Source organism: Streptomyces sp. NPDC050509 (genome assembly GCF_044457965.1).
Taxonomy (GTDB): Bacteria; Actinomycetota; Actinomycetes; order Streptomycetales; family Streptomycetaceae; genus Streptomyces.
In genome coordinates, this window is sequence record NZ_JBITHL010000015.1 from 123,219 (window position 1) to 145,053 (window position 21,835).

General features: G+C 70.6%; 18 protein-coding genes. 7 read left to right on the forward strand and 11 right to left on the reverse strand.

The window, feature by feature from the left end:
* Positions 1–83: 83 nt before the first annotated feature.
* From ACIBJC_RS33600 to ACIBJC_RS33615, 4 genes are all read right to left on the reverse strand, one after another.
* Positions 84–1,484 carry a PTS ascorbate transporter subunit IIC gene (locus ACIBJC_RS33600; RefSeq protein ID WP_399299064.1) on the reverse strand — a complete coding sequence of 467 codons (1,401 nt, stop codon included), beginning with the start codon at positions 1,482–1,484 and terminating at the stop codon, positions 84–86.
* 295 nt (positions 1,485–1,779) lie between these two features.
* The gene (locus tag ACIBJC_RS33605; protein WP_329824336.1) at positions 1,780–2,064 is read right to left on the reverse strand and encodes a PTS sugar transporter subunit IIB; all 285 of its coding nucleotides are present in this window, start codon (positions 2,062–2,064) and stop codon (positions 1,780–1,782) included.
* Positions 2,061–2,525 carry a PTS sugar transporter subunit IIA gene (locus ACIBJC_RS33610; protein WP_399299221.1) on the reverse strand — a complete coding sequence of 155 codons (465 nt, stop codon included), beginning with the start codon at positions 2,523–2,525 and terminating at the stop codon, positions 2,061–2,063. Before ACIBJC_RS33610 ends, ACIBJC_RS33605 begins: the two co-directional genes overlap by 4 nt.
* 58 nt (positions 2,526–2,583) lie before the next feature.
* Positions 2,584–3,312: a GntR family transcriptional regulator gene (locus ACIBJC_RS33615; RefSeq protein ID WP_329824338.1), complete on the reverse strand. Its 729-nt coding sequence runs from the start codon at positions 3,310–3,312 to the stop codon at positions 2,584–2,586.
* 192 nt (positions 3,313–3,504) lie between these two features.
* Between ACIBJC_RS33615 and ACIBJC_RS33620 the strand changes: the two genes are divergently transcribed.
* Positions 3,505–5,631, forward strand: a complete 2,127-nt coding sequence (locus ACIBJC_RS33620) for a transketolase family protein (protein ID WP_399299067.1) — start codon at positions 3,505–3,507, stop codon at positions 5,629–5,631.
* A 134-nt stretch (positions 5,632–5,765) separates the two neighbouring features.
* Here the strand turns inward: ACIBJC_RS33620 and ACIBJC_RS33625 are convergent, their stop codons facing one another.
* Positions 5,766–7,451 (reverse strand): alpha/beta hydrolase, encoded by a 1,686-nt coding sequence (locus ACIBJC_RS33625; RefSeq protein WP_399299069.1) that lies wholly within the window; start codon positions 7,449–7,451, stop codon positions 5,766–5,768.
* Positions 7,452–7,715: 264 nt separating this feature from the next.
* Between ACIBJC_RS33625 and ACIBJC_RS33630 the strand changes: the two genes are divergently transcribed.
* Both ACIBJC_RS33630 and ACIBJC_RS33635 read left to right on the forward strand, forming a co-directional pair.
* Positions 7,716–8,234 (forward strand): ArsR/SmtB family transcription factor, encoded by a 519-nt coding sequence (locus tag ACIBJC_RS33630; RefSeq protein WP_399299071.1) that lies wholly within the window; start codon positions 7,716–7,718, stop codon positions 8,232–8,234.
* Positions 8,231–9,373 carry a serine hydrolase domain-containing protein gene (locus tag ACIBJC_RS33635; RefSeq protein WP_399299073.1) on the forward strand — a complete coding sequence of 381 codons (1,143 nt, stop codon included), beginning with the start codon at positions 8,231–8,233 and terminating at the stop codon, positions 9,371–9,373. Before ACIBJC_RS33630 ends, ACIBJC_RS33635 begins: the two co-directional genes overlap by 4 nt.
* Before the next feature lie 115 nt (positions 9,374–9,488).
* Here ACIBJC_RS33635 and ACIBJC_RS33640 read toward each other — a convergent pair whose 3' ends face one another.
* A complete protein-coding gene (locus ACIBJC_RS33640) occupies positions 9,489–9,665 on the reverse strand; it encodes a hypothetical protein (protein ID WP_399299075.1) in 177 nt (58 codons plus the stop codon).
* A 120-nt stretch (positions 9,666–9,785) separates the two neighbouring features.
* Positions 9,786–13,004, reverse strand: coding sequence for an AfsR/SARP family transcriptional regulator (locus ACIBJC_RS33645; protein ID WP_399299077.1), 3,219 nt, complete (start codon positions 13,002–13,004; stop codon positions 9,786–9,788).
* 166 nt (positions 13,005–13,170) lie between these two features.
* On the opposite strand from ACIBJC_RS33645, the gene ACIBJC_RS33650 reads away from it, so the two are divergent.
* Positions 13,171–15,348, forward strand: a complete 2,178-nt coding sequence (locus ACIBJC_RS33650) for a tetratricopeptide repeat protein (RefSeq protein ID WP_399299079.1) — start codon at positions 13,171–13,173, stop codon at positions 15,346–15,348.
* On the opposite strand, the gene ACIBJC_RS33655 is transcribed toward ACIBJC_RS33650, so the two are convergent.
* Both ACIBJC_RS33655 and ACIBJC_RS33660 read right to left on the reverse strand, forming a co-directional pair.
* The gene (locus ACIBJC_RS33655; protein WP_399299080.1) at positions 15,320–15,841 is read right to left on the reverse strand and encodes a hypothetical protein; all 522 of its coding nucleotides are present in this window, start codon (positions 15,839–15,841) and stop codon (positions 15,320–15,322) included. The genes ACIBJC_RS33650 and ACIBJC_RS33655 overlap by 29 nt on opposite strands.
* Positions 15,838–17,151, reverse strand: a complete 1,314-nt coding sequence (locus ACIBJC_RS33660) for a hypothetical protein (protein ID WP_399299223.1) — start codon at positions 17,149–17,151, stop codon at positions 15,838–15,840. The genes ACIBJC_RS33655 and ACIBJC_RS33660 overlap by 4 nt, the downstream gene beginning before the upstream one ends.
* A 171-nt stretch (positions 17,152–17,322) precedes the next feature.
* Here ACIBJC_RS33660 and ACIBJC_RS33665 point away from each other — a divergent pair, with 171 nt between their 5' ends.
* The 3 genes from ACIBJC_RS33665 to ACIBJC_RS33675 all read left to right on the forward strand — a co-directional run bounded on the left by ACIBJC_RS33665 (position 17,323) and on the right by ACIBJC_RS33675 (position 20,747).
* Positions 17,323–18,390, forward strand: coding sequence for a PucR family transcriptional regulator (locus tag ACIBJC_RS33665; protein WP_399299082.1), 1,068 nt, complete (start codon positions 17,323–17,325; stop codon positions 18,388–18,390).
* A 173-nt stretch (positions 18,391–18,563) separates the two neighbouring features.
* Positions 18,564–19,079 (forward strand): hypothetical protein, encoded by a 516-nt coding sequence (locus tag ACIBJC_RS33670; protein WP_399299084.1) that lies wholly within the window; start codon positions 18,564–18,566, stop codon positions 19,077–19,079.
* 186 nt (positions 19,080–19,265) lie between these two features.
* Positions 19,266–20,747, forward strand: a complete 1,482-nt coding sequence (locus tag ACIBJC_RS33675) for a flotillin family protein (protein ID WP_399299086.1) — start codon at positions 19,266–19,268, stop codon at positions 20,745–20,747.
* Positions 20,748–20,820: 73 nt separating this feature from the next.
* On the opposite strand, the gene cynS is transcribed toward ACIBJC_RS33675, so the two are convergent.
* Entirely contained in the window at positions 20,821–21,264 is a 444-nt protein-coding gene (gene cynS / locus ACIBJC_RS33680; RefSeq protein ID WP_399299088.1) for a cyanase, read from the reverse strand.
* A 197-nt stretch (positions 21,265–21,461) separates the two neighbouring features.
* Positions 21,462–21,635, reverse strand: coding sequence for a CsbD family protein (locus tag ACIBJC_RS33685; protein ID WP_329824350.1), 174 nt, complete (start codon positions 21,633–21,635; stop codon positions 21,462–21,464).
* Positions 21,636–21,835: the final 200 nt, after the last annotated feature.

Here is a 21,835-nt window from a genome sequence, read left to right on the forward strand (position 1 = left end):
CACACAGGACGGGCACCGGACAGACATGCCGACACCGGTATCAACTCACCGGCAACTCACCGTCAACTCACTGTCGAATCACGTCAGCTCACCGGCTGCCGCTCCGAGGCCGTCTCCGCCTCCGCCTTCGCGGCCTTCGCCGCCTCCCGCCGGTCGGCCAGCGCGCTGCCGACGAAGACCGCCACCAGCGAGGCGAGGATCACCACGATCACCGCGGCCTGGCCCCAGCGTGCGGCGCTGCCGAGCAGGAAGCCGGAGACGCCGAAGTCCGCGTCGGAGAAGGTGGAGTTGGCCAGGCCGACATCGCCCAGGAAGGGCAGGACGAGGAGCGGCAGGAAGGTGATCATCAGGCCGTTGGCCATGGCGCCGAGCACCGCGCCGCGCCGGCCGCCCGTCGCGTTGCCGATGACTCCGGACGCGGCGCCCGTCATGAAGTGCGCGACGATGCCGGGGATGATGATCGTCCCGCCGACCGCGACCAGCACGCCCATGCCGATCAGGCCGCCGACGAAGCTGGCGAGGAAGCCGATCAGTACGGCGTTCGGGGCGAAGGTGAAGACGATCGGGACGTCGAGCGCGGGCTTGGCGTTGGGGACCAGCTTCTCGGAGATGCCCTTGAACGCGGGGATGATCTCGGCGAGTACGACCCGGACACCGGCCAGGATGATGAAGACACCCGCGGAGAACTTCCCGGCCTGCATGACCGCCCACAGCAGGTACCACTGGCCGCCGCTCAGCTTGTCCTCGACGTATCCGGCACCCGCGATCAGGGTCACGAGCAGGTAGATGACGCCCATCGACACGGCGATGACGACCGTGGTGTCGCGCAGGAAGCCGAGGTTCTTGGGGATCTTCAGGTCCTCGGTGGACTTCTTGGTGTCACCCAGGAACTTGCCGACCAGACCACTGGTGGCGATGCCGAAGTTGCCGGTGTGACCGAGGGCCACGTTGTCCTGCTGGGTGACCCGCCGCATCCACGGCTGCACGAGCGCGGGCGAGAGCGTGGTGACGAGGCCCTGGGCGATCGCGCCCCAGAGCACGGCCTGCCAGGTGCTGAAGCCGTTGGCGATGAGGATCACGGCGATCATCGCGGAGAGGTAGAGCGCGACATGGCCGGACATGTAGATGAACTTGAACCGGGTGAAGCGCGCCAGCAGGACGTTGACGACCATGCCGAAGAAGAAGATCAACGCGGCCTGCGAGCCGTAGTCCGTGAGGACCTTGCCGACGATCGCCTCGTTGTTCGGTACGACGCCCTGGACGCCGAAGGCGTGCTGGAACATGTCGCCGAAGGGGGTGAGGGAGTCGGAGACGACACCCGCGCCCGCCGCCAGCACCAGGAATCCGACGAACGCCTTGATCGTGCCCTTGAGGGTGTCGGAGAGGGACTTGCGCTGGAGCACGAGCCCCAGCAGAGCGATCAGCCCGATGATGACGGACGGCTCACGGAAGATGTCGAGCAGGGTGTTCAGAACGCTGTTCATGGGCGGAAACGCCTCTCCACGGGCACGGCGGAGCCGAGGTCGGTGTGGTGGGGTTGCTGTGATCGCCGCGGTGGTCCACGCGGGCCACAACGGGGCAGGACGCCGGCGGGTGGGTCTCCGCCGCACCGGACGCATGGCGCATGACGCCTGCCGCGTGACGCGCGCGGCGCATGGCACATGGTCCGGTCGAGGACGTTCCTGGGACGGGGGTACGGGGTTACGGGACTACCGGGCTACGGAGCTACGGCCGGGGCCTGCGGGTGGAACGTACGGAACGCACGGAACGTACGGGCGGTCAGAGCAGCCCGTGCCGCCCGGCCGCGGCCTTGACCGCGTCGCGCAGCTCGTCCTTGTCGATGATGCTGTTGAGCACCACGACATCGCCCAGCCCCTGGGCGGCGTCCTCCAGGTCCTTCGCGACGAAGAACACATCGGCACTCGAAGGTCCGGCGGAGCTGATGTCGGTGTGTTCCACCGTGACATCCGGGAGCTGGAGCTCCCGCACGATGTCCTCGATGTTCATCCGCACCATGAAACTGCTGCCGAGCCCGGTGCTGCACATGGCCAGGAACTTCGTCATTTCGAAGCACGCTCCTCGAATCGAGTGATCAGCTTGGTGACATCGGCCGCGGAACGCGCGTCGCGCAGCGCTTCGCGGGTCTCCGTGTCCGAGAGGATGCGGGCCAGTGACGCCATGGCCCGGCTGTGCGCGGCGGTGTCGGCCGCCGCGAAGCAGAAGTAGAGGTCGACCGCGTGCTCGGGCAGGTCCAGCAGGGGTGCGGGCCGCTCGGTGAGCCGCAGCATCGAGATCGCGGTCCGTACGGCACCGGCCTCGGGCCGGGCGTGGGCCAGGGCGATGCCGTACCCGAGGTCGATGTACGTACCGCCCGCGGCGATCGAGTCGATCATGGCGTCGACATAGCCGGGGGTGATGTCACCGGCGGTGAGAAGGGGTTCCGCGACCTGGGTGACGGCCTGGCGCCAGTCCAGGACCTCACTGGAGAAACGTATCTTCTCCTCGGTCAGCAGTTCGCTGAGCATGTGCAGCACACTCCGTACGTTGACTCGGCCACCCGGCGCCGGCAGGGCGCCGGAACGCTCACTCGGCGTCGGCGATGATGTCGAAGGACAGCTCCGCCGTCTCCGGCAGGAACTTCGACGTCCCGTGGATCACGGGCTTCCTGTTGAGGTCGAACACCCGTGAGGTCGCGAGCAGCAGGGGCGACCCCTCCTCGACCCCGAGCAGCTCCGCCTCGCGCCGGTCACACGTGTGCAACCCGACGACGATCTCGTTCCGCGCGAGCAGCACGTCGTGGTGTGCCCGCAGGTGGGCGTAGAGCGAGGTGGTGGTGAAGTCCGCGGTCAGGACGTCCGCGAACCGCTCCTCCTCGACGTACGACTCCGCGAGGTGGTGCACCACACCGTTCACCCGGCGCAGCCGCTCCAACCGTACGACCGACGCGGCCGGGCTGATGTCCAGCGCCGCGGCGAGCCGCGCGCCCGCGCGCGCCCGTTTCTGGACGAGCACCTCGGAGGTGACCTCGTGGCCCTGCCGGCTCATCTGGGTGAAGAAGCCGGTGACCTCGCTGACGAACCGCTCGCGGTGCTTCAGCGCGTACCGCGGCCGGGTGACGAAGGTGCCCCGGCCGTGCTCACGGATGAGGTGTCCGTCGTTGACCAGTTCCTCGACCGCGCGGCGCAGTGTGATGCGGCTCACCGCGTACTCCTCGCAGAGTGCCGCCTCCGGGGGAAGCTGCCCGCCCACGGGGAGACCGCTCACCCGGCGCAGCAGGTGATCCCGCACCTGTGCGTACTTGTGCTCGGCCATCCATGGTCTCCTCATCGAGTCCCTGTGTCGTCAAGACGTCATAATGACCAGAACCCCAGAAGACGTCAATAGGCAATTTTTACGTAACACGCCGGACGTCTGGATGGACCTTGATCAGCTCAGGAGCACGCCACCAGGGGTGGGTTACGTTGTCCAAAGTCATCATGACGACATGATCTCCAAGGAGCTGCCGTGACCGCCCTCTCCCCCTCCCCTTCCCCCGCCCCCGTCTTCGGTGCGGCGGACCGCCGGGCCGTGGCCGTGGCGCGGGCCCTCGCGATGGACGCCGTGGAGGCCGCCGGATCGGGACACCCCGGCACCGCGCTCGCCCTCGCGCCCGTCGCGCATCTGCTCTTCCAGCGGCACATACGCCACGACCCGGCGGACGCCGCGTGGGAGGGCCGGGACCGCTTCGTCCTCTCCTGCGGGCACGCGAGCATCCTTCAGTACACGCAGCTCCATCTCACCGGTTACGGACTGGAGTTGGCCGACCTCCGGCGCTTCCGCCAACTCGGCTCGCTGACCCCGGGACACCCCGAGCTCGGCCACACCACCGGTGTCGAGACGACGACAGGACCGCTCGGCCAGGGCGTGGCCACCGCCGTGGGCATGGCGATGGCGCTCAAGCGCGACGAGTCCAGGCTGACGGGCACGGGTGCCGTCCCGCCCGGCAACAGGGACGAGGTCGCACCCGACGAGATCCCGGACCGCAGGGTCTGGGTCCTGTGCTCAGACGGCGACCTCCAGGAGGGCATCTCGTACGAGGCGGGCGCGCTCGCCGGGCGGCACCGCCTGGACAACCTCGTCGTCATCTGGGACGACAACAGCATCCAGATCGAGGGCTCCACCGACCTGACGACCCGTGAGGACACCGCCGCGCGCTTCGCCGCGCAGGGCTGGTCCGTCCAGCATGTGGGGCTCGGCGCGGACGGCGACATCGACACCGACGCCCTCGACGCCGCGCTCACCGCCGCCTCGACCGGCGCGGCGCACGGCGGCCGGCCCAGCCTGATCGTGCTGACGTCGCAGATCGCCTGGCCGGCGCCGCACGCCACCAACACCCCCGCCTCGCACGGCGCACCGCTCGGCACCGCCGAAGTCGCCGCGACGAAGGCGCTGTTGGGCGTGGCGCAGGAGCCGTTCACCGTCCCGGCCGACGTCCTGGAACACACCAGGGGCGCCCTCGCGCGGGGCGCCGCGCTGCACCACGCCTGGGACAAGGCGCTGGAGCAGTGGGCCCTGGCCCACCCCGAACGCGCCGCCGCCCGCGCCCGCGCGATCCGCCCGCTCGACCCGGCCGGCACCGCCGACGCGCTGCCCGCCTTCACCCCCGGCTCCGCGATCGCGCCGCGCGACGCGTCGGGCACCGTCATCCAGGCGCTGGCGGAGCGCTTCCCGCGACTCTGGGGCGGCAGCGCCGACCTGGGCGACTCGAACCGTACGACGATCACGTCCGGCGGCTCCTTCCTCCCCGCCGACGAGCAGGACCCCGAAGGGAGTTCGGGCCTCTCCGGACGCAACATCCACTGGGGCGTACGGGAGCACGCGATGGCCGCCGCGCTGAACGGCATCGCCGTCGTCGGCTACGACACCCCCTTCGCCGGGACGTTCCTCGTGTTCAGCGACTACGAACGCCCCTCGCTGCGCCTCGCCTCCCTCATGCGGCTGCCCGTCGTCCACGTCTGGTCGCACGACTCCGTGGCGCTCGGCGCCGACGGCCCCACCCACCAGCCGGTCGAACACCTCGCCTCGCTGCGCGCCATGCCCGGCCTCTCCGTGGTCCGCCCGGCCGACGCCAACGAGACCGCCGCCGCCTGGCACGCCGCCCTCGGCCGCCGGGGCCCGGTCGGCCTCGTCCTCGCCCGTCAGGCGCTGCCGGTGCAGGCCACCGAACCGGCGGCGGTACGGGAGGGCGTCGCGCGCGGCGCGTACGTGGTGGCCGACGCGCCCGGCACTACGGAGGTCCTGCTGCTGGCGAGCGGCAGCGAGGTCGCGCTCGCGCTGGCGGCCCGGGAGGAGTTGGCCGGCCGGGGGATCGGCGCCCGGGTGGTCTCCGTACCGTGCAAGGACTGGTTCACCGAACAGGACGCCTCGTACCGCGACGCCGTCCTGCCGCCGGCCGTACGCGCCCGGGTGGTGGTCGAGGCGGCGACGGTCTTCGGCTGGCACGACCTGATCGGGGACGCCGGACGGGCCGTCACCGTCGAGGGGTTCGGCACCTCGGCGTCCGCGTCGGACGCGATGACGGCGCTGGGCATGACCCGGGAAGCGGTCGTCGCGGCGGCCGTCGACTCGCTCGGCGCGGCGGCGTCCCGGTGACACCCGGGGCGTAGGCGGCGCAGGCGGCGCGGACGGCGCAGGCGGGCGCAGGCGACGCGCGAGGGGCGGGACCCCACCAGGAGGTCCCGCCCCACCTTCAACGGGTCATGCGGCAAAGGGTCATGCGGCCGGGCTCAGAAGCGGTCCGGGGCGCGCTCCGGGAGCGGGGACCCGGGGAGCCGGTCCCGCTTCTGGTGCTTCCGTGCCTCCGCGTTCGAGTCGGCCGTCGCCCGGCACGTGACGTCCTTCGCCGGAAGCTTGCCGGTGAGCAGGTAGTCGGTGACCGTACCGTCCGTGCACGCGTTGCCGTTCGGGTAGACGCCATGGCCCTCGCCGCCGAGGACGGTGAGCATCTTCGAGCCCTTCAGGACGGCGTGCAGGGCCTGACCGCTGGCCAGCGGGGTCTGCGAGTCCCACTCGTTCTGGACGACCAGGGAGCCGACCTTGTTGTTCACCTCGGTCGCCGGTTCCACGGACGTGTCCCAGAACGCACAGGGCTTGATGCTGGACGCGAAGTCACCGAAGAGCGGGTAACGGGCTCTGTCCTCGATGGCGTCCCGCCGGTAGCTCTCCGGATCGCGGGACCACACGGCCGAGTTGTCGCCGCACACGACGGCCAGCATGCTCGCCGTCACGTTGTCGGACGGTATCTCGGCGGCGCGGGCCGCGGCACCGGCAGCGCCCGCCGTACCGGCCCCCTCGGATCCGGTGAACGCCGCGAGCTTCTCCGCGGAGGCGGGCTCACCGGCCGCGGCCTTCTTCAGCTCCACGACGCCCTCGGTGGCGTACTGCGGGGTGAAGACCGCCGCGCGGATACCGCTGCGGATGTCGTCGCCGGTGTTCGCCCAGCCGTCCATCTCGATGGGCTTCTCGTCCGCCTGCGCGACCAGGTCCCAGAAGGTCCGCTCGACCTCCTTCGGGGTGTCACCGAGGCCGTACTCCTGCGAACGCGCGGCGGCCCACCCGGTCCACCGGTCGAACGCGGGCTCGGCGCCCTCGGCCCACCACTGGATCATCCCCCGCCAGGCGCGCGCCGGATCGATCGCACTGTCCAGCACGAACCGGTCGGCCCGGTCCGGGAACAACTGGGTGTAGACGGAGCCCAGGTAGGTGCCGTACGAGTACCCCACGTACGAGATCTTCTTCTCACCGAGGATCGCCCGGAGCAGATCCATGTCGCGCGCGGTGTTGCGCGTGGTGATGTGCGGGAGCGTGTCGCCCGCCTTCTCCTTGCACTTGTTCGCGACGTCACGGGCCCAGGCGACATCCTTGTCGAACGTCTCCTCCTTGTACGGCCGCAGCCAGTTCTCCTCCTCCGGCTCCAGATCGCAGGAGACCGGGCTGCTCTTCCCCACACCGCGCGGGTCGAAGCCGATGAGGTCGTACTTCTGCCGCGCGGACTCGGGGAGCCTCTCCTGCATGCCCATCGGCATGTAGAGCCCCTGTCCCCCGGGGCCGCCGGGGTTGGAGAGCAGGACGCCGTGCCGCTTGTCGGGCGCTGTGCTCCTGATCCGGGATATCGCCAGGTCGATCCGCTTTCCCCCGGGAGCCCGGTAGTCCAGCGGGACCTTGATCGTGGCGCACTCGAACTCCGCCGGAACGTCGGCGAGGCAGCGCTTCCACTGCGGCTTCTGCGTCACATACCGGTCCAGCGCGCTCTTGGCGGCAGACGAGGAGGCCGTCGACGAGGAGGCCGTCGACGGGGTGACGGCAGACGAGGAGGCGGCCGGAGCGGCGGTGGCCGTCGAGGTGACGAACACGGGAGCCAGCGTCGCCGTCACACTCACGGCCACCAGGGGCGCAAGACGTCGTCTGCGCACGATTATCGATCCTTCCGGTCACATGTTCGGACAGGAAAGATCTTTCAGGAACGGGCTCCCTCCCGGATCGGCCACCGGGCTGCACTTTCCGTCCACCCAGGGAATGACACAACAGTCGCGGGTGGTCCCGAAGTTGTAGACGACGGACCGCGCGGCGGCGAAAGTGACGGCCGGAGTGACGCTCGGGACGACGGACCAGAGTGACGGCCACTCCTCCACCCCCAGACTTGATCTGTTATTCCGTAATAGCGTAACTTTCAACTCATGCCTGATGACTCCCTGCTGGAGCGCTTCGCCGCGCTCGAAGAACGAGTGTCACAACTGGAGTCGGGACCGCCGCCGCCCCGGGACGAGGTGTTCTGGGCGCTTGAGGGGCTGCGCCGGCGGCTCACCGGGGACGGGCAGGTGCTGTTCACCGGAGCACTGGACCTGCCCACGGGCGAACACTACGAATGGCAGCAGGGCGCGGCGGCTGCGGAACTGCTCGAAGCGGACTGGGCCGATCACGCCGCTCCGTACGCCGCCCTGGGGCACCCGGCGCGGCTCACCCTGCTGCGCGCGGTGCTGCGAGGCACCCGGACCGCGGCCGAACTGCAGGAGAGCGCCGGGCTGAACACCACCGGACAGCTCTACCACCACCTCAAACAACTCACCTCCACCGGCTGGCTCCAGGCCGGGGGGCGTGGGCACTACCAGGTGCCCGCGGGCAGAGTGGTGCCGCTCCTCGTACTGCTGTCCGCGGTGGTGCCGGCACCGGACCCGACGACAAGGAGTGGTTCATGAACCGACGGAAGTTTCTGGGCTCGATGACAGCCGGGGCCGGCGTGTCGCTGATACCGGGGAACGCCCTCGCGACCGGGAACGCCACGGCTGCCGGGAACACCACGGCGACGGGGAACACCATGACGGCCAGGGGCGACCTGGCCGCGCGGGTGCGGCCGTACCTGGACCGCGCACTGGCCGCCGGCAGCCCGAGCGTGGTGTGCGGAGTCCTCCGCGACACACACCGGTACACGGCGGGCGCGGCCCAGGACGGCCCCGTACCGGACGGCAGGACGGTGTTCCAGCTCGGCTCGATCGGCAAGACCCTCACCGCCACCGCCCTCGCGCGCGCCGTGTGCGCGGGCAGGGCCCGCCTCGACACACCGCTCGTCCTGCCCCCCGCGTTCCCCGTCCCCCGCAAGGGCCCCCGGCGGATCACCCTGGCCGACCTGGCGACCCACTCCTCCGGCCTGCCCTCGCTGCCCCCGAACCTCCTGGCGGAAGCGGATCCCTACAACCCGTACGCGCACTACACGCTGGACGACCTGGCCACCGGCCTGGCCGAGACGACCCTGAACACCGAGCCGGGCAGCACCTACGCCTACTCGAACCTCGGGTTCGGACTGCTCGGACAGTGGCTGGCCTTCGACGACGTGGACGCGATGCTGAGGCGCGCGGTGACCGCGCCGCTGCGCCTGCGCGACACGACGACGACCCTGAGGCCGGACATGGCCTCCCGCAAGGCCGTCGGCCATCTCGCCGGGGAGCCCGTTCCCGACTGGCGCGATCAGGTCCACACCGGCGCGGGCACCTCCATCTACAGCACCGCCGACGACATGCTCCGCTACCTCGGCGCCCAACTCCGCCCGGAACGCTCGCCGTTGCGCGACGCGATCGAACTGACCCAGCGCCCCCGCTTCACCGTCGACCAGAGCCTGCGACTCGGCCTCGGCTGGCACCTCAGCACACTGCCCGACGGCCGGACGATGACCTGGCACAACGGCAGCACCGGCGGATTCAGCACCTGCGCGGCGTTCAGCAGGAAGAGCGGGACGGCGGTGGTGATGCTGATGAACACCTTCGGCGAAGCACCCGACGGCGAACCCCGCCCGGTCGACGCCCTGACCTTCGCCCTGCTCGCCGAACTCGACGGGTCCTGACCCGCTGTCGCTCACGGCTGGGGGTGAGGGTGGGGTGACCGGCGCGGCCACCCCGGCAGTTCCTCCTGGGTGAGAGGTGCGGCTCAGCGTTGGGGCGCGACTCAGGGAGAGAAAGTCAGGCGGTGGCCGCCGTTCCCGTCGGAGTGGAGATGATTATGCATCCGTTGGTGACCGCGGCGGCCGCCGTGTACGTTTCGGACTCCGGCACATTGAGCGCCCCGTACACCCCCAGCCCCAGTCCCAGAACTGCGATAAGAGCGACTGCCGCAGCGTTCGAACGGGTCTTGCTCACTCGGGTGTTTCTCCTTCGGTCTTCATGATCGAACACCTGGGAGACTTTAGCTCATAAACGGAGACGACTACACCTGCGCGAGTTCCACGATAAGGAAGACGCTTACCGTGTGAACGGAACTCACCAGCCGTCAGCCAGCCCGACTTCCCTTGCAATTTCAAGCAACCGGTTGCTTATATGGCTCGCCTCTCGGGAATCACCCAAGCACTGCTCCAGCGCCCGCCGGAGCAAGGCCCGCGCCTCCATGGCGTCGCCCGCCGCGAGCCGCACCTCGGCCAGCAGGCTCCGTGACTTGACTTCCTCGTCGACGTCATAGGTACGCGAGGCCGTGAGCAGAGCCGCACGCAGTTGGTCCGTCGCAGGGCCGAGGGACCCCATCTCGAAGTACGCCTGCCCCAGGAGGCGCAGCGCCCGTGTCTCCTGCCCGGCCGCACCGATCGCTTCCGCGATCCGCAGCGCGTCACGGTGGAATCCGAGCGCTCTTTCCGCGTCACCGGACTTACGGTATGCCTCGCCCATGCCGATCATGACGTCCGCCAGGCTCTTCCGGTCACCGAGGGCGCGGAATTCCTCGATCGCTTCCCGATAGAGCGGCAGAGCTGAAGGAATATCACCAGTCACCACGAAGACGTTGGCGAGGTTTCCGCGGGCCGTTGCCTGATCGTACCTATTCCCCGTGCAATCCAGAAGGGAGATCGACCGCTCGAAGGACTGACGGGCCAGATCCGTTTCGCCCGCATGGAGATAGAGGTTTCCCATATTGGTGCACGTTTTCCCCATGGCGACCCTGTCATCGGCCTCGGTAAAAGCGTCCAGCGCATTGCTGAAGTGTTCCAGCGCACGGGAGTGCTCACCCAGGTGAAGCAGGCACACCGCGATGTTGTTGTATCCGCGCGCTCTGTCCCAAGAATCCCCTGTTCTGGATTTCACAGCGAAGGAGTTCTGGAAGTGAACAAGCGCCCTGCGGTTCTCGCCGAGATGCCAGTTCAAGGCACCCAAGGTCCGGTACGCCTCCGCCTCCGCGTCGGCGTCATCGATCTCACGGGCCAGCTCCAACGCCCGCTCACCCGTCCGTGCGGCCTCCGGGTAGTCCCCGGTGTTCGCCTGCACGGCACCGAGGCAGAGCAGCGCACGGCACAGGGCCGGCCGTGCACGGGTGTGGGACCAGTGTGCGACGGCATGCTGGAGGACGTTCGCTGCTTCCTGCCAGTGGCACTCACCATCGAGGAACCCCGATGCTCCATAAGCGAGTTGTGCGGCATGCTCGGGATGACCATGAGTGCGTGCGTGGTTTTCGGCTGCCAACAGATTGCCGTGCTCGGCCGTGAACCAGGACTTCGCGTCCTCCGCAGCGGACCAGTGAGGCAGTTGCACAGCGGAACCGTGGCGCAGTGGTTCCGGGCGTATCCGTCGGGGGTACACAAGGCGGTCCGCCGCATCGGCCGCGTGCACATAGAAGTCGATCACACGGCATATCACTTCTTCGCACCCCTGTTCGCCATCCTCGGACATCGCCAGCGTTCGAGCGAATTCGTGCACAAGGTCGTGATATTCGTACCGTCCAGGTGCAGGTTCGCGCAGAAGATGACTGACCAACAGGGCTTCCAGCAGTCTCTCGGCCGCATCCTTCGAAAGATCCAGAAGCGCCGCCGCCGCGTCCGCCGTGAAATCCGCGCCCGGATGCAGACCGAGCCGGCGGAACGCGACGCGCTGTGCTTCGGTGAGTGTTCTGTACGACAAGTCGAAAGCGCGAGCCATCTCCTGCTCGGAATCATGAATTTCTGCCAGCCGCCCGGACGGGCGGGCCAGCCGCTCCCGAAGTGTGGTCAGCGTCCAGGAGGAACGTACCCGGAAGCGATGGGCGACCAGTTCGATCGCGAGCGGAAGGTAGCCGCACAGGCGGACGATCCGGGCGGTCTCCTGGATGTCCTGGGTACGCTCCTCCCCCGCGAACCTGCGGAACAGGGTGATGGCATCGCCTGCCGGCAGGACGTCCAGCGGGATCGACCGGGCATACGGAAGCCCCGCCAGGTGGCGGCGGCTGGTAATGATCGTCAGAGACGCCGATCCGCCTGGCAGCAGGGGGCGGACCTGCTCGGCCCCGGCCGCGTCGTCGAGGACGATGACCGCCCGGCGCTCGGCCAGCATCGTCCGCCACAGCGCGGTGCGTTCCGCCAGTTCCATGGGGATGGCATCGGCGGGCGTGCCGAACAGGCGCAACAGCGTGGCCAGGGCGGCATCGGGCCTCAGGGGCTCCTGTACGGACGAGTGCGCGCGCAGGTCGAGGTAGATCTGACCGTCAGGAAAGCGGAGCGCGAGATGGCGGGCCGTGTGCAGGGCGACCGCGGTCTTCCCTACGCCCGCCATACCGCTGACGGTTTCCAGGGTGATGACCGATCCGTCCGCCGCCATGGTGTCGATCGCCGTGCTCAGGGCCCGCAGCTCCGCCGCCCGCCCGACCAGCGGTGACTGATGCGGCAGATTCCTCGGCTGCAACTGCTGCAACGGCTGCGACGACTGCGGCCGGGGCAGCGACGGCGTCGCCCCCGTGCCGGTCGCGGCGGGCGCGGTTCCGTTCCCCGTCGCGCCCAGCACACTCCGTACCAACTCCCGGGGCGCCACCCGCTCCAGGATCCCCCGGTGGATCCGGTTCAGTTCCACGCCGGGGCGCGAGCCGTACTCCGACACCAGGAGCCTGCGGATCTGCTCGTGGACCCGGAGCGCCTCCGTATATCTGCCGCAGCCGTACCGGGCCAGCATGAGCTGGGCCGCGATCGCCTCGTCGCCCGGGTGCTGGTCGGCGAGTGCGGACAGTTCGTCGGCCAGGTCCGTGAAGCGGCCCGTTCTCAGGCCGGCGGCGTTACGGGACACCGCGGCCGCGAGGCGGCGCTCCGCGAGAGTTCCGCGTACGCTCCCGGCCCACTCGCCCGGCAGCCCGGCCAGGGCCTCGCCCTCCCAGAGCGCTTCCGCTTCGGTAAGCAGGGCCAGCGCCTGTTCGTCGTCCCCGTTGGTCACCAACGTGGCCGCACGCGAAACGAGGTGCTGGAAGCGGAACCAGTCGACGTGCTGGGCGTCCACCTTCAGTACGTAGGTATGGGCGCGGCTGATGATGTGCGGGGCGCCCGGCTCGTCGCCGGCCAGGCGCAGTTGCCGGCGCACTCTCGAAACGTACGTATGTGTGTTCGCGCGCGCGTGTTCGGGCGGTGTGGTGTCCCACAGCCGGCCCATGAGCGTGTCGATGGAGACGGAACGCCCCACGTCCAGCGCGAGGGCGGCCAGCACCGCCCGTTCTTTGTCCGATCCCAGCTCCAGCCGCTGCCCGTCCAGCCGGAGCCCCACAGGCCCGAGTAAGTGGAAATCCACCAGCGCCCCCCGCTGGTTCGTCCAATTTCACCCGAGCATGGCACGACGGGGGGTCGCCCGCCAGACAGCGTCGGGGTGTCTCGCATCGTTCGGGTGGGGGGCTGGGTAGGAGCACAGGCAGCGAGCGACGGGGGGTGGACGGATGGACGCGGCGCGCGAGGGGGGCTGGGGCAACAGCATCGGCGGTGACGCGCAGTTGTACGGGCCGACGGTGCAGGCCGGTTCCGTGCGGGGCGGAATCCATCTGCATGCCGCCGCCGCGGACGGGGCGCCTCCTCCGACGCCACGACAGCTTCTGCCCGTCCCCTCGCACTTCACCGGCCGTCGCGACGACCTGACCGCTCTCGGCACCCTGCTCGGGGGCGACGAGGACCGGCCCCTGATCGTGGTCAGCGGACCGGCGGGGATTGGTAAGACGACCCTGGTATCGCGCTGGCTCCGTGATCTCCAACCCAACTTTCCCGACGGCGAGTTGTATGCCGACCTACGCGGCCATTCGATGGGTGACCCGGCGCGGCCCGCCGAGATCCTGGGGCACTTCCTCCGGGCGCTCGGGGCCCGGTCGGTACCCACCGATCCGGCGGAGCTGGCGTCGCTCTGGCGGTCGCGCTCCGCCGGGTTGCGGATCGCCGTGGTGCTCGACAACGCGCTGACCGCGGCCCAGGTGAAGCCTCTGCTCACCAGCGGTCCGGACACCCTCGTCGTCGTGACGAGCCGCCGCCGGCTGACCGGACTCCGGCTCGACGGAGCCCGGTTCCATGCCCTCGGCGTCCTCGGGCCTGCCGCGGGGGTGGAGTTACTGACCCGCGGCATCGGCTCGGAGCGAGTGATGGACGAACTTGACTCCGCACAGCAGGTGGTGGCCCTCTGCGCCGGGCTGCCCCTCGCCCTCTGTCTCGCCTCCGCGCGGCTGGCGTCGAGACCCAGACAGCCGCTGCGGACGCTCGCCCGCGCGCTGGCCCAGGAGGCGGGCCGACTGGCCGCACTCGACGCAGCAGGAGAAGGGGAAACCACGGTGCGCAAGGCGCTGGATGTGTCGTACGCGGTGCTGAGCACGGAGTCCGCGCTCCTCTACCGGCGTCTCGGCGTGCTGCCCGTACGCACCTTCGACGTCTGGACGGCCGCCGCGGTCTGCGCCGAGTCGCTGGAGTGGGCGGAGCGGCGGCTGGACGAACTGATCGAGGCCAATCTGGTCGAGGACATCGGGCCCGACACCTGCCGTTTCCACGACCTGGTCCGCATCCACGCCCGGGACCGCGCGGTCACGGACGACACCGGCGCCGCCCGCGAGGAGGCGCTGCGCCGGGTCTCCGACTGGTATCTGCGTACGGCGACGGAGGCCCAGAGGCGGCTGACACCGGCCCAGTTCACCTTGCGGAGCACTTACGGCCCAACGCCGGAGCCGGGGGCAGGACCGGAATCGGAGTCCCTGCCACTGCCGTACGCCGACGACGTCGGTGCGCTCAGCTGGCTGGACGCCCACCGGATGAACCTGATGGCGACCGTACGGACCTCGGCCGAGCGCGGCTGGTACGCGACCGCCTGGCAACTGGTCGATGCCCTGTGGCCGTTGTTCCTCCGTTTACGCCATTACGACCTGTGGATCGAGGCCCACCAGGTCGGCCGGGACGCCGCCCGGCGCGCCGGCGACAAGGACGGCGAGCGGCAGATGCTCAACTCGGGGGCGATCGGCCTGAGCGCCGCCGGACGGACCGACGACGCGGCCGAGTGGTACACGGCCTCGCTCCGAGCGGCGCGCGAGGCGGGCGACGTACGGGACGAGGGGCAGGCCCTCCTGGGACTCGGTTCCTGCCACCGAGAGGCGGGACGCCCGGACGAGGCCGTCTCGTACCTGCATCGCGCCATCGAGGTCTGGGAAGGGTGCGGCTATCCGCGCGGCGCGGCGCTGGCTCGGATCGTGCTCGGCGAGATCGCCCTCGCGGACGGCGACCACGCGGACGCCCTCGCCCACTTCGGGCGGGCCCGCGAAGGCCTGCTCGCCGTGAACGACCCGCACGACGCGGCCCGCGCCCTCGCCTTCCTGGGCCGCGCCCGCGCCGCTGCGGGCGCGTACGCGGCGGGCAGGGCCGAACTGGAGGAGGCACTCGCCGTGTTCACCTCCTCGGGGGCCGCGCACTGGCAGGCGCGGACGCTGGAGATGCTGGGCGACAGCGCCTTGGAACACGGCGAGGACGGCGGGACCGGCGCAGACGGCGGGACCGGCGATCACCACATCCGGGCGCTCGCGCTGTACGAGATGACCAGCCCGGCCGACGCCCGCAGGCTGCGGCTCAGCCTCCGTTCCCGTGGCACCGGTTGAGTCCCAGTTCCCGAAGCGAGTGGCCCGCCACCAGCCAGCCGTGCAGGCACGACGGGACCAGCGACCACCTCGGAGGCGTACCGCGGGCAGTCGTCCCGTACGGCAGGAAGACCGCGCCCCGGTCGCCGTCCTCTCCCCCGGCGGCCACCCAGCCGCCATCGGGCAGGGCCGCCGCGACCAGCCGGGCGCCGGGGTGCGCGGCCCGGGTCTCCGCGAGCCACCTCAGCGCGCCGGTGACCGGCCGCGACCGGCCCGTCTGGAGCACATCGGCGCACTCCAGCCGGCGCGGATCCCGGCAGACGTCGGCGTCGACGGCCAAGTGCTCGTCGAGCGGCGGGGCGCACCACCTCTCCGCAGCGCGGGCAGGGGCGATACGGGCGACGAGCGCCCGGCCGGGCAGAGCGAGCACCGTACCGTCCGCCGGCCCCCAGGGCTCCGTACCGCCCGGGTCGGCCCAGTCGACCGCGACGAAGTGCGCGACGAAGAGCCTCATGCCGACGCCTCCCGCCGCCCCGGTCCCGTTCCCGCCCGCCAGGCGTCCGGCAGGCTCGGATCCGGCAGTGGGACCGTCACCGGCTCGTGCGCCGGCTGCCCGAGGCCCAGGATCCGGTACATCAGACGCCGCATGTTCCGGTTGAAGCGGCCGGGCTCCGAGGTGATGCGCGCGGAGATCGCCGCGTGTTCCTCCCGCCGGTACTCGGCCGCCGCGTAGTCGAGCTGGTCGACGAGCGGGTGGGCCGGGGACAGCGCGGGAGCGGTGACCGCGAGCGCGGCGGCCGGGGACGCCGGGTTGATCTCCGGCTCGGGTGAGGAGGCCAGCAGCACCGGGGCTCCCGTGAGCGTCGCGTACAGGGTCACCGAGCCGTGGTCCCCGATGACATGATCCGCGGCGATCAACACACTGCGCCAGTCGGCCTCGGGGGGCACGAGCCCGAGGCCGCGCTGTACGCACCGCGCCAGCCACGCCCTGACCTGCCACGACCCGTGTCCTGACCAGACGTTGGGGTGCACGAGGACGGCCGTACGGTAGCGCGCGGACGGCAGTTCCCCGATCAGGCGCGGCAGCAGCGTCTCGAACCCGCCGAACGCCGACCGGGGTCCCCACGTCGAGACGGCGACCACCAGTTTCTGCCTCTTGCCGATCCCGAGCGCGCGGCGGTACGCGGCCCGCAGGGACAGGCTCGCCGTGATCCTGTCGTGCACGGGGTCGCCGATGACATGGGAGACCGGCAGTGCCTCAGGGCAGTGCCGGGCGAGTTCCCGCAGATCGTCGTGGTGGGGTATGACGACGGCGGCCGGCATCACCCCGCCGGGGACCAGGTCGCGCCGCCGGAGCCCGGCCACTCCCGCGTCCGGCCCCCCGCTCAGCCGCTTCAGATAGTTGGCACCGTGCGGCAGCGTGATCAGCGGGGCGCGCACCTGCTCCACGCCCCGTGGCCCCGCCGTGAGGGCGAGGTCGAACGTCGTCCTCGTGGCCTCGTCCCACGGCAGCAGCGGGCTCCCGAGCCGCCCGAGGAACTGCGGCACCTCACCCCCGAAGGCGTGCGGCGGCGCCGTGAACACCACCTGTACGCGGAAGTCCGACTCCAGCAGCGACAGGACGTCGAGCAGGCGCTTCGCGTACGTGACGGTGTGCGCCACCGCCAGGACCTTCTTGCGTTCGACCAAGGTCAGCCACTGACGGTTCTCCACCGGCACCGGCACGACGGACGACGGCGCGACCGGTACCGGCACGGGTACCGCTACGGCGGGCGGCGGCTCGACGGACAGTGGCTCGACGGACGTACCCGACACAGACATGATTCCCCCGAAGTGCGTGTGAGTGAGTGCTCGTGCTCCCCTGAATGCGTGTGCTCCCCACCCGTGCCCCGCCCCACGGACGGAAGCCTTGACGGACCCTTGAGGAATCCTTGCTAGAAAGGCGGGGGCCGGTTCCGGTCCCTTGAGCGAGTCGTCGACAGGCCGGGAGCAGGCGTGACAGGGCACGGGATACCCGACGAGTACATGGAGGGGTACGCCCGCATCCTCGTGGCCGTCGCCGCCACCGGGCGCCGGCTCAGCCGGGAGGAGTTGCTGGCCCGGCGTGAGCTGGGGGAGCAGGCGGCCGAGGCCGGGTTCGCGTTGCGGGCGCTCGTCGGGGCGCATCTGTCGGCGGCGCGGGAGCACTGGCCCGTCGGCCGGGCGGACGGCGGCACCGCGGACAGTGTGCTCGCCGCCGTCGAACAGGCCGTGGACGCGTTCGCCGAGGGGTACGAGCGGGCGCAGCGGCTCGCCGTGCGCCAGGAGGCCGCCGCGCGCCGGGAGTTCATCGACGACCTGCTGTACGGGCGCAGCGATCCGGGGCGGCTGGCGGAGCGCGCCGAACGGTTCGGGCTGCGGCTGTCGTACGAGCACGCCGTGGCGGTCGCTGAGGGGTGGGTCGCGTACGACGAGGAGGACGCCGTACCGCGCTCCGTGGAGCAGGCGCTGATCGGGCGGTTCGGGGACCGCAGTGTGCTGCTCACGACCAAGGCGGGGCGGCTGGTGTGCATCGCGCCCGGTGATCAGGGCGAGGTGCTGACGTACTTCGCCAAGCAGGCGTTCGCGGCGACGGACGGCGGCCGGGTCGCCGTCGGCCGGCCGCAGCCGGGGGTGGGCGGGGTGGTGCAGTCGTACGAGGAGGCGCTGAGCGTGCTCGACCTCGCCGAGCGGCTCGATCTGGACGGCCCCGTGCTGCGCGCCGCCGATCTGCTGGTCTATCCGGTGCTGACGCGCGACCGGCAGGCCATGACGGACCTGGTGCTGAACACGCTCGGCCCGCTGGAGGCGGCGCGCGGCGGCGCCGGGCCGCTGATCAAAACGCTGTCCGTCTACTTCGACGCGGGGTGTGTGGCGGCGGAGGCGGCGCGGCGGCTGTCCCTGAGCGTACGGGCGCTGACGTACCGCCTGGAGCGGATCCACCGGCTCACCGGGGCCGACCCGGGCGATCCGATGCACCGTTACGCCTTGCAGACGGCGGTGATCGGGGCCAGGCTCATGGACTGGCCGGCCAAAACCTTCTGAGACGTTCCGGGAACCGAACGGTGATCCGCCCGGGACCCTTCGGGGCTTCCGCGCGGCTACCGGCATTAAGAACGCGTTAAGACTGCCGGAAAACGGCAATGTCGAGTTCCGGTCAAACATGCGACTATGGGGCCCTGGCCGAGGACATCGCGCCAGTGGGGGAGGTTGTTCCCATGACCTTGTTTCTTGGTATCGGCATCGCGGGGATCGCGCTGCTCGTCCTGGCGCTGATCTTCGACGGGGTGCTCGAAGGGCTCTTCGACGGGGTCGGGGTCCTGGACGGGCTCTTCGACGGTCTGCTCTCGCTGCCCGTGATCGCCGGATTCGTGTCGATGCTCGGCTTCGGTGGCGCGCTCGTCCTCGGCACCACTCAACTCGGTACCGGCCCGGCCGTCGCTGTGGGGGCGGCGGCCGGTGTCGGTGCCGGCTGGCTGACCTGGAAGTTCAGCAGGGCGCTGATGCGCGACCAGACGTCCGTCACCCCGCGCGGCGACGACCTCGTCGGCTCGTCGGGCACGGTCGTCACGGCGATTCCGGCCACCGGGTACGGCGAGGTGCTGCTGCGGCTCGGCGGACAGCCGGTGAAGCTCTCCGCCAAGTGCGCGGAGCCGGTGGCGTACGGCACGGAGATCTGGGTGGAGGCGACGCTCTCGGCGAGTTCCGTCTCCGTACGCCCGGTCCAGCGCTGACCGACGGGGTACGGCGCGGGCCTCGCCCCGTACCGGGGCCTCCGGGTCGCCGGGTCACCGGGGCCTCCGGTCGGCGAGTTGCCGGCACACTCCCCCACCCCTAGTACATTGCGCGGCGCATAACGCACCACCGCCGTGCGAACCGTTCCGATCTGCCGTCCCCCGGGAGGCAAGGGAGAGAGCCCCATGAGTCCAGTCGTCATCGCCGTGCTGGGGATCGTCGTACTCGTCGTTCTGCTGGCACTGGTCGTCATCACCCGCTACAAGGTCGCGGGCCCCAGCGAGGCGTTCATCGTCACCGGCCGGCGCGGCAAGAAGTCGACCGATCCCGACACGGGCCGGATCTCCATCGACAACAGCGGCCAGAAGGTCGTGGTGGGCGGCGGCGTCTTCGTCGTCCCGTTCGTCCAGCAGAAGTTCACCCTGGACCTGTCCAGCCGCCACATCCCGATCGCCGTGCGCGGCGCGGTCACCCTGCGCGGGGTGAAGGCCAACCTCGAAGGCGTCGCCATCGTCAAGGTCGGTGGTACGGAGGACTCCATCCGCGCCGCGGCCCAGCGCTTCCTCCAGCAGCAGGGCGGCATCGTCGGCTTCACCCAGGAAGTCCTCTCGGGTGCGCTGCGCTCCATCGTCGGCCGGATGTCGGTCGAGGACATCATCCGCGACCGCGCGGCCTTCGCCGGTCAGGTCGCGGAGGAGGCGGAGGCCAGCCTGTCCGGGCAGGGCCTGGTGCTGGACGCCTTCCAGATCCAGGACATCACGACCGAGGGCTCGTACCTGGAGGACCTCGGCCGCCCCGAGGCCGCCCGCGCCAAGCAGGAGGCCGACATCGCGGAGGCCGTCTCGCGGCGCGCCGCCGAACAGGCGCGGCTGAAGGCCGAGGAAGAGATCGCGATCGCCCAGCGGACCTTCCAGCTCAAGCAGGCCGAGATCAAGGCCGAGACGGACGAGGCCGTGGCGCGGGCCGCCGCGGCGGGTCCGCTGGCCCAGGCGGCGCGTGAGCAGGACGTGCTGATGGAGCAGGAGAAGGTCGCCGAGCGCCAGGCCGCGCTGACCGACCGCGAGCTGGACACGAAGGTCCGTAAGCCCGCCGACGCGGCGCGCTACCAGGCCGAGCAGGAGGCCGAGGCCCGCCGTATCGCGCTGGTCAAGCAGGCCGAGGCGGACGCCGAGCGCTCCCGCCTCACCGGTGAGGGCGAGAAGGCGCACCGCGCCGCGCTCGCCGCCGCCGTACGGATCGAGGGTGAGTCGGAGGCCGCGGCGATCGCCGCCAAGGGGTCCGCCGAGGCGGAGGCCATGCACAAGAAGGCGGACGCGTTCGCGCGGTACGGCGACGCGGCCGTCCTCCAGATGCTCGTCGAGGTGCTGCCGTCGGTGGTGGCGAAGGCGTCCGAGCCGCTGAGCGCGGTCGACAAGATGACGGTCATCTCCACGGACGGCGCGGGCCAGCTCGCCCGTACGGTCGCGGACAACGTCGCCCAGGGCGTCGAACTCCTCAGCTCCACCACGGGCGTCGACCTCGCGGAGCTGCTGAAGGGCATGGCGGCGGGGAAGTCCCTGACGACGGCGACCGGGGCGGCGGCGACGGCGGGCACGGCTGCGGGCACGGCTGCGGGCGCGGAGTCCAACGGGACGGCGCAGGGCGGCCGTATCGAGGTCACGGACTGACTTTCCGTCCTTCCCCACGGACGAGGGGCCCGGCCGGCGGGGAAGCCGGCCGGGCCCCTCTCCTATGCCCTGGCTACCACTGGTACGGGAGGTACTTCCCGTCGAGCGTGATGACCACCCGGTCGCCCGCCGGGTCGGGCACACGCTTCACGTCCAGCCGGAAGTTGATGGCGCTCATGATGCCGTCGCCGCACTCCTCGTGGATCAGCTCCTTGATGGTCGGCCCGTACACCTGGATGACCTCGTAGAGCCGGTAGACGGTCGGATCGACCGGTACGGCAGCGTCGAGCGCGCCGCGCGTGGGCTGGAGGCGGAAGGCCTGCACGGCGTCCTTGCCGAGATCGAGGAGCGACGCGGCGGCCTCGGCCTGTTCCGTGCTCATCGGATGCTGGCCGAGCAGCGCGGCGGTGGTCCAGGCCACGGGCCGGCCGACCGCTTCGGCGAGCTGGGACCAGGTCAGACCGAGTTCGGCCTTGGCGCCACGGACTGCTTCCGCTGCTTGCTGTTTGGTGAGCATGGGGAGAAACGTAGGAGTACGTACGGGCTCACGCAACGGTGCGCGGCGGTGCGGTGCCGGACAGCGGGACGGGGCCCGGGGAGGCCGAACGGGGCGATGACCCGGCCGTACCGGTCACCGAAGTGCCGTACGGCCGGGCCATCGCCCGAGGACTCTGCACACACGGCCGCCTCTGCCGAAGGGGCCGGGCCACACGCTCATCGCTTGAACGCGTCCTTGGTCTTCTCGCCCGCCTCGCGCAGGTCACCCTTGGCGCGCTCGGCCCTGCCCTCGGCGGTCAGCCGCTCGTTGCCGACCGCTCGACCGACGGTTTCCTTGATCGCGCCCTTGACCTGATCGGTCTTCGCGGAGGTCTTCTTGTCGGCGGTCATGTCGCGCTCCCTACAGTGTCGAAATCGCTGACGCCAGCCCGTCTGCCCGAGCGCTTCAGGGGCAAACCACCCCACTTTCACGATCATCCGTTCGAGTCGGATGTCATCCGCCTGTGACCGAACGCGTTTACGAGCTCGCATCTCGGTAACACTCCGTAGCGAAGGGGCTCGGTGGCGATGAACCTCCGCAGCTCGATAGC

Coding starts and splice junctions, on each gene's coding strand:
- ACIBJC_RS33600 (WP_399299064.1), bottom strand. CDS start 1,484: ATGAACAGCGTTCTGAACACCCTGCTCGACATCTTCCGTGAGCCGTCC.
- ACIBJC_RS33605 (WP_329824336.1), bottom strand. CDS start 2,064: ATGACGAAGTTCCTGGCCATGTGCAGCACCGGGCTCGGCAGCAGTTTC.
- ACIBJC_RS33610 (WP_399299221.1), bottom strand. CDS start 2,525: ATGCTCAGCGAACTGCTGACCGAGGAGAAGATACGTTTCTCCAGTGAG.
- ACIBJC_RS33615 (WP_329824338.1), bottom strand. CDS start 3,312: ATGGCCGAGCACAAGTACGCACAGGTGCGGGATCACCTGCTGCGCCGG.
- ACIBJC_RS33630 (WP_399299071.1), top strand. CDS start 7,716: ATGCCTGATGACTCCCTGCTGGAGCGCTTCGCCGCGCTCGAAGAACGA.
- ACIBJC_RS33635 (WP_399299073.1), top strand. CDS start 8,231: ATGAACCGACGGAAGTTTCTGGGCTCGATGACAGCCGGGGCCGGCGTG.
- ACIBJC_RS33650 (WP_399299079.1), top strand. CDS start 13,171: ATGGACGCGGCGCGCGAGGGGGGCTGGGGCAACAGCATCGGCGGTGAC.
- ACIBJC_RS33655 (WP_399299080.1), bottom strand. CDS start 15,841: ATGAGGCTCTTCGTCGCGCACTTCGTCGCGGTCGACTGGGCCGACCCG.
- ACIBJC_RS33670 (WP_399299084.1), top strand. CDS start 18,564: ATGACCTTGTTTCTTGGTATCGGCATCGCGGGGATCGCGCTGCTCGTC.
- ACIBJC_RS33675 (WP_399299086.1), top strand. CDS start 19,266: ATGAGTCCAGTCGTCATCGCCGTGCTGGGGATCGTCGTACTCGTCGTT.
- cynS (WP_399299088.1), bottom strand. CDS start 21,264: ATGCTCACCAAACAGCAAGCAGCGGAAGCAGTCCGTGGCGCCAAGGCC.
- ACIBJC_RS33685 (WP_329824350.1), bottom strand. CDS start 21,635: ATGACCGCCGACAAGAAGACCTCCGCGAAGACCGATCAGGTCAAGGGC.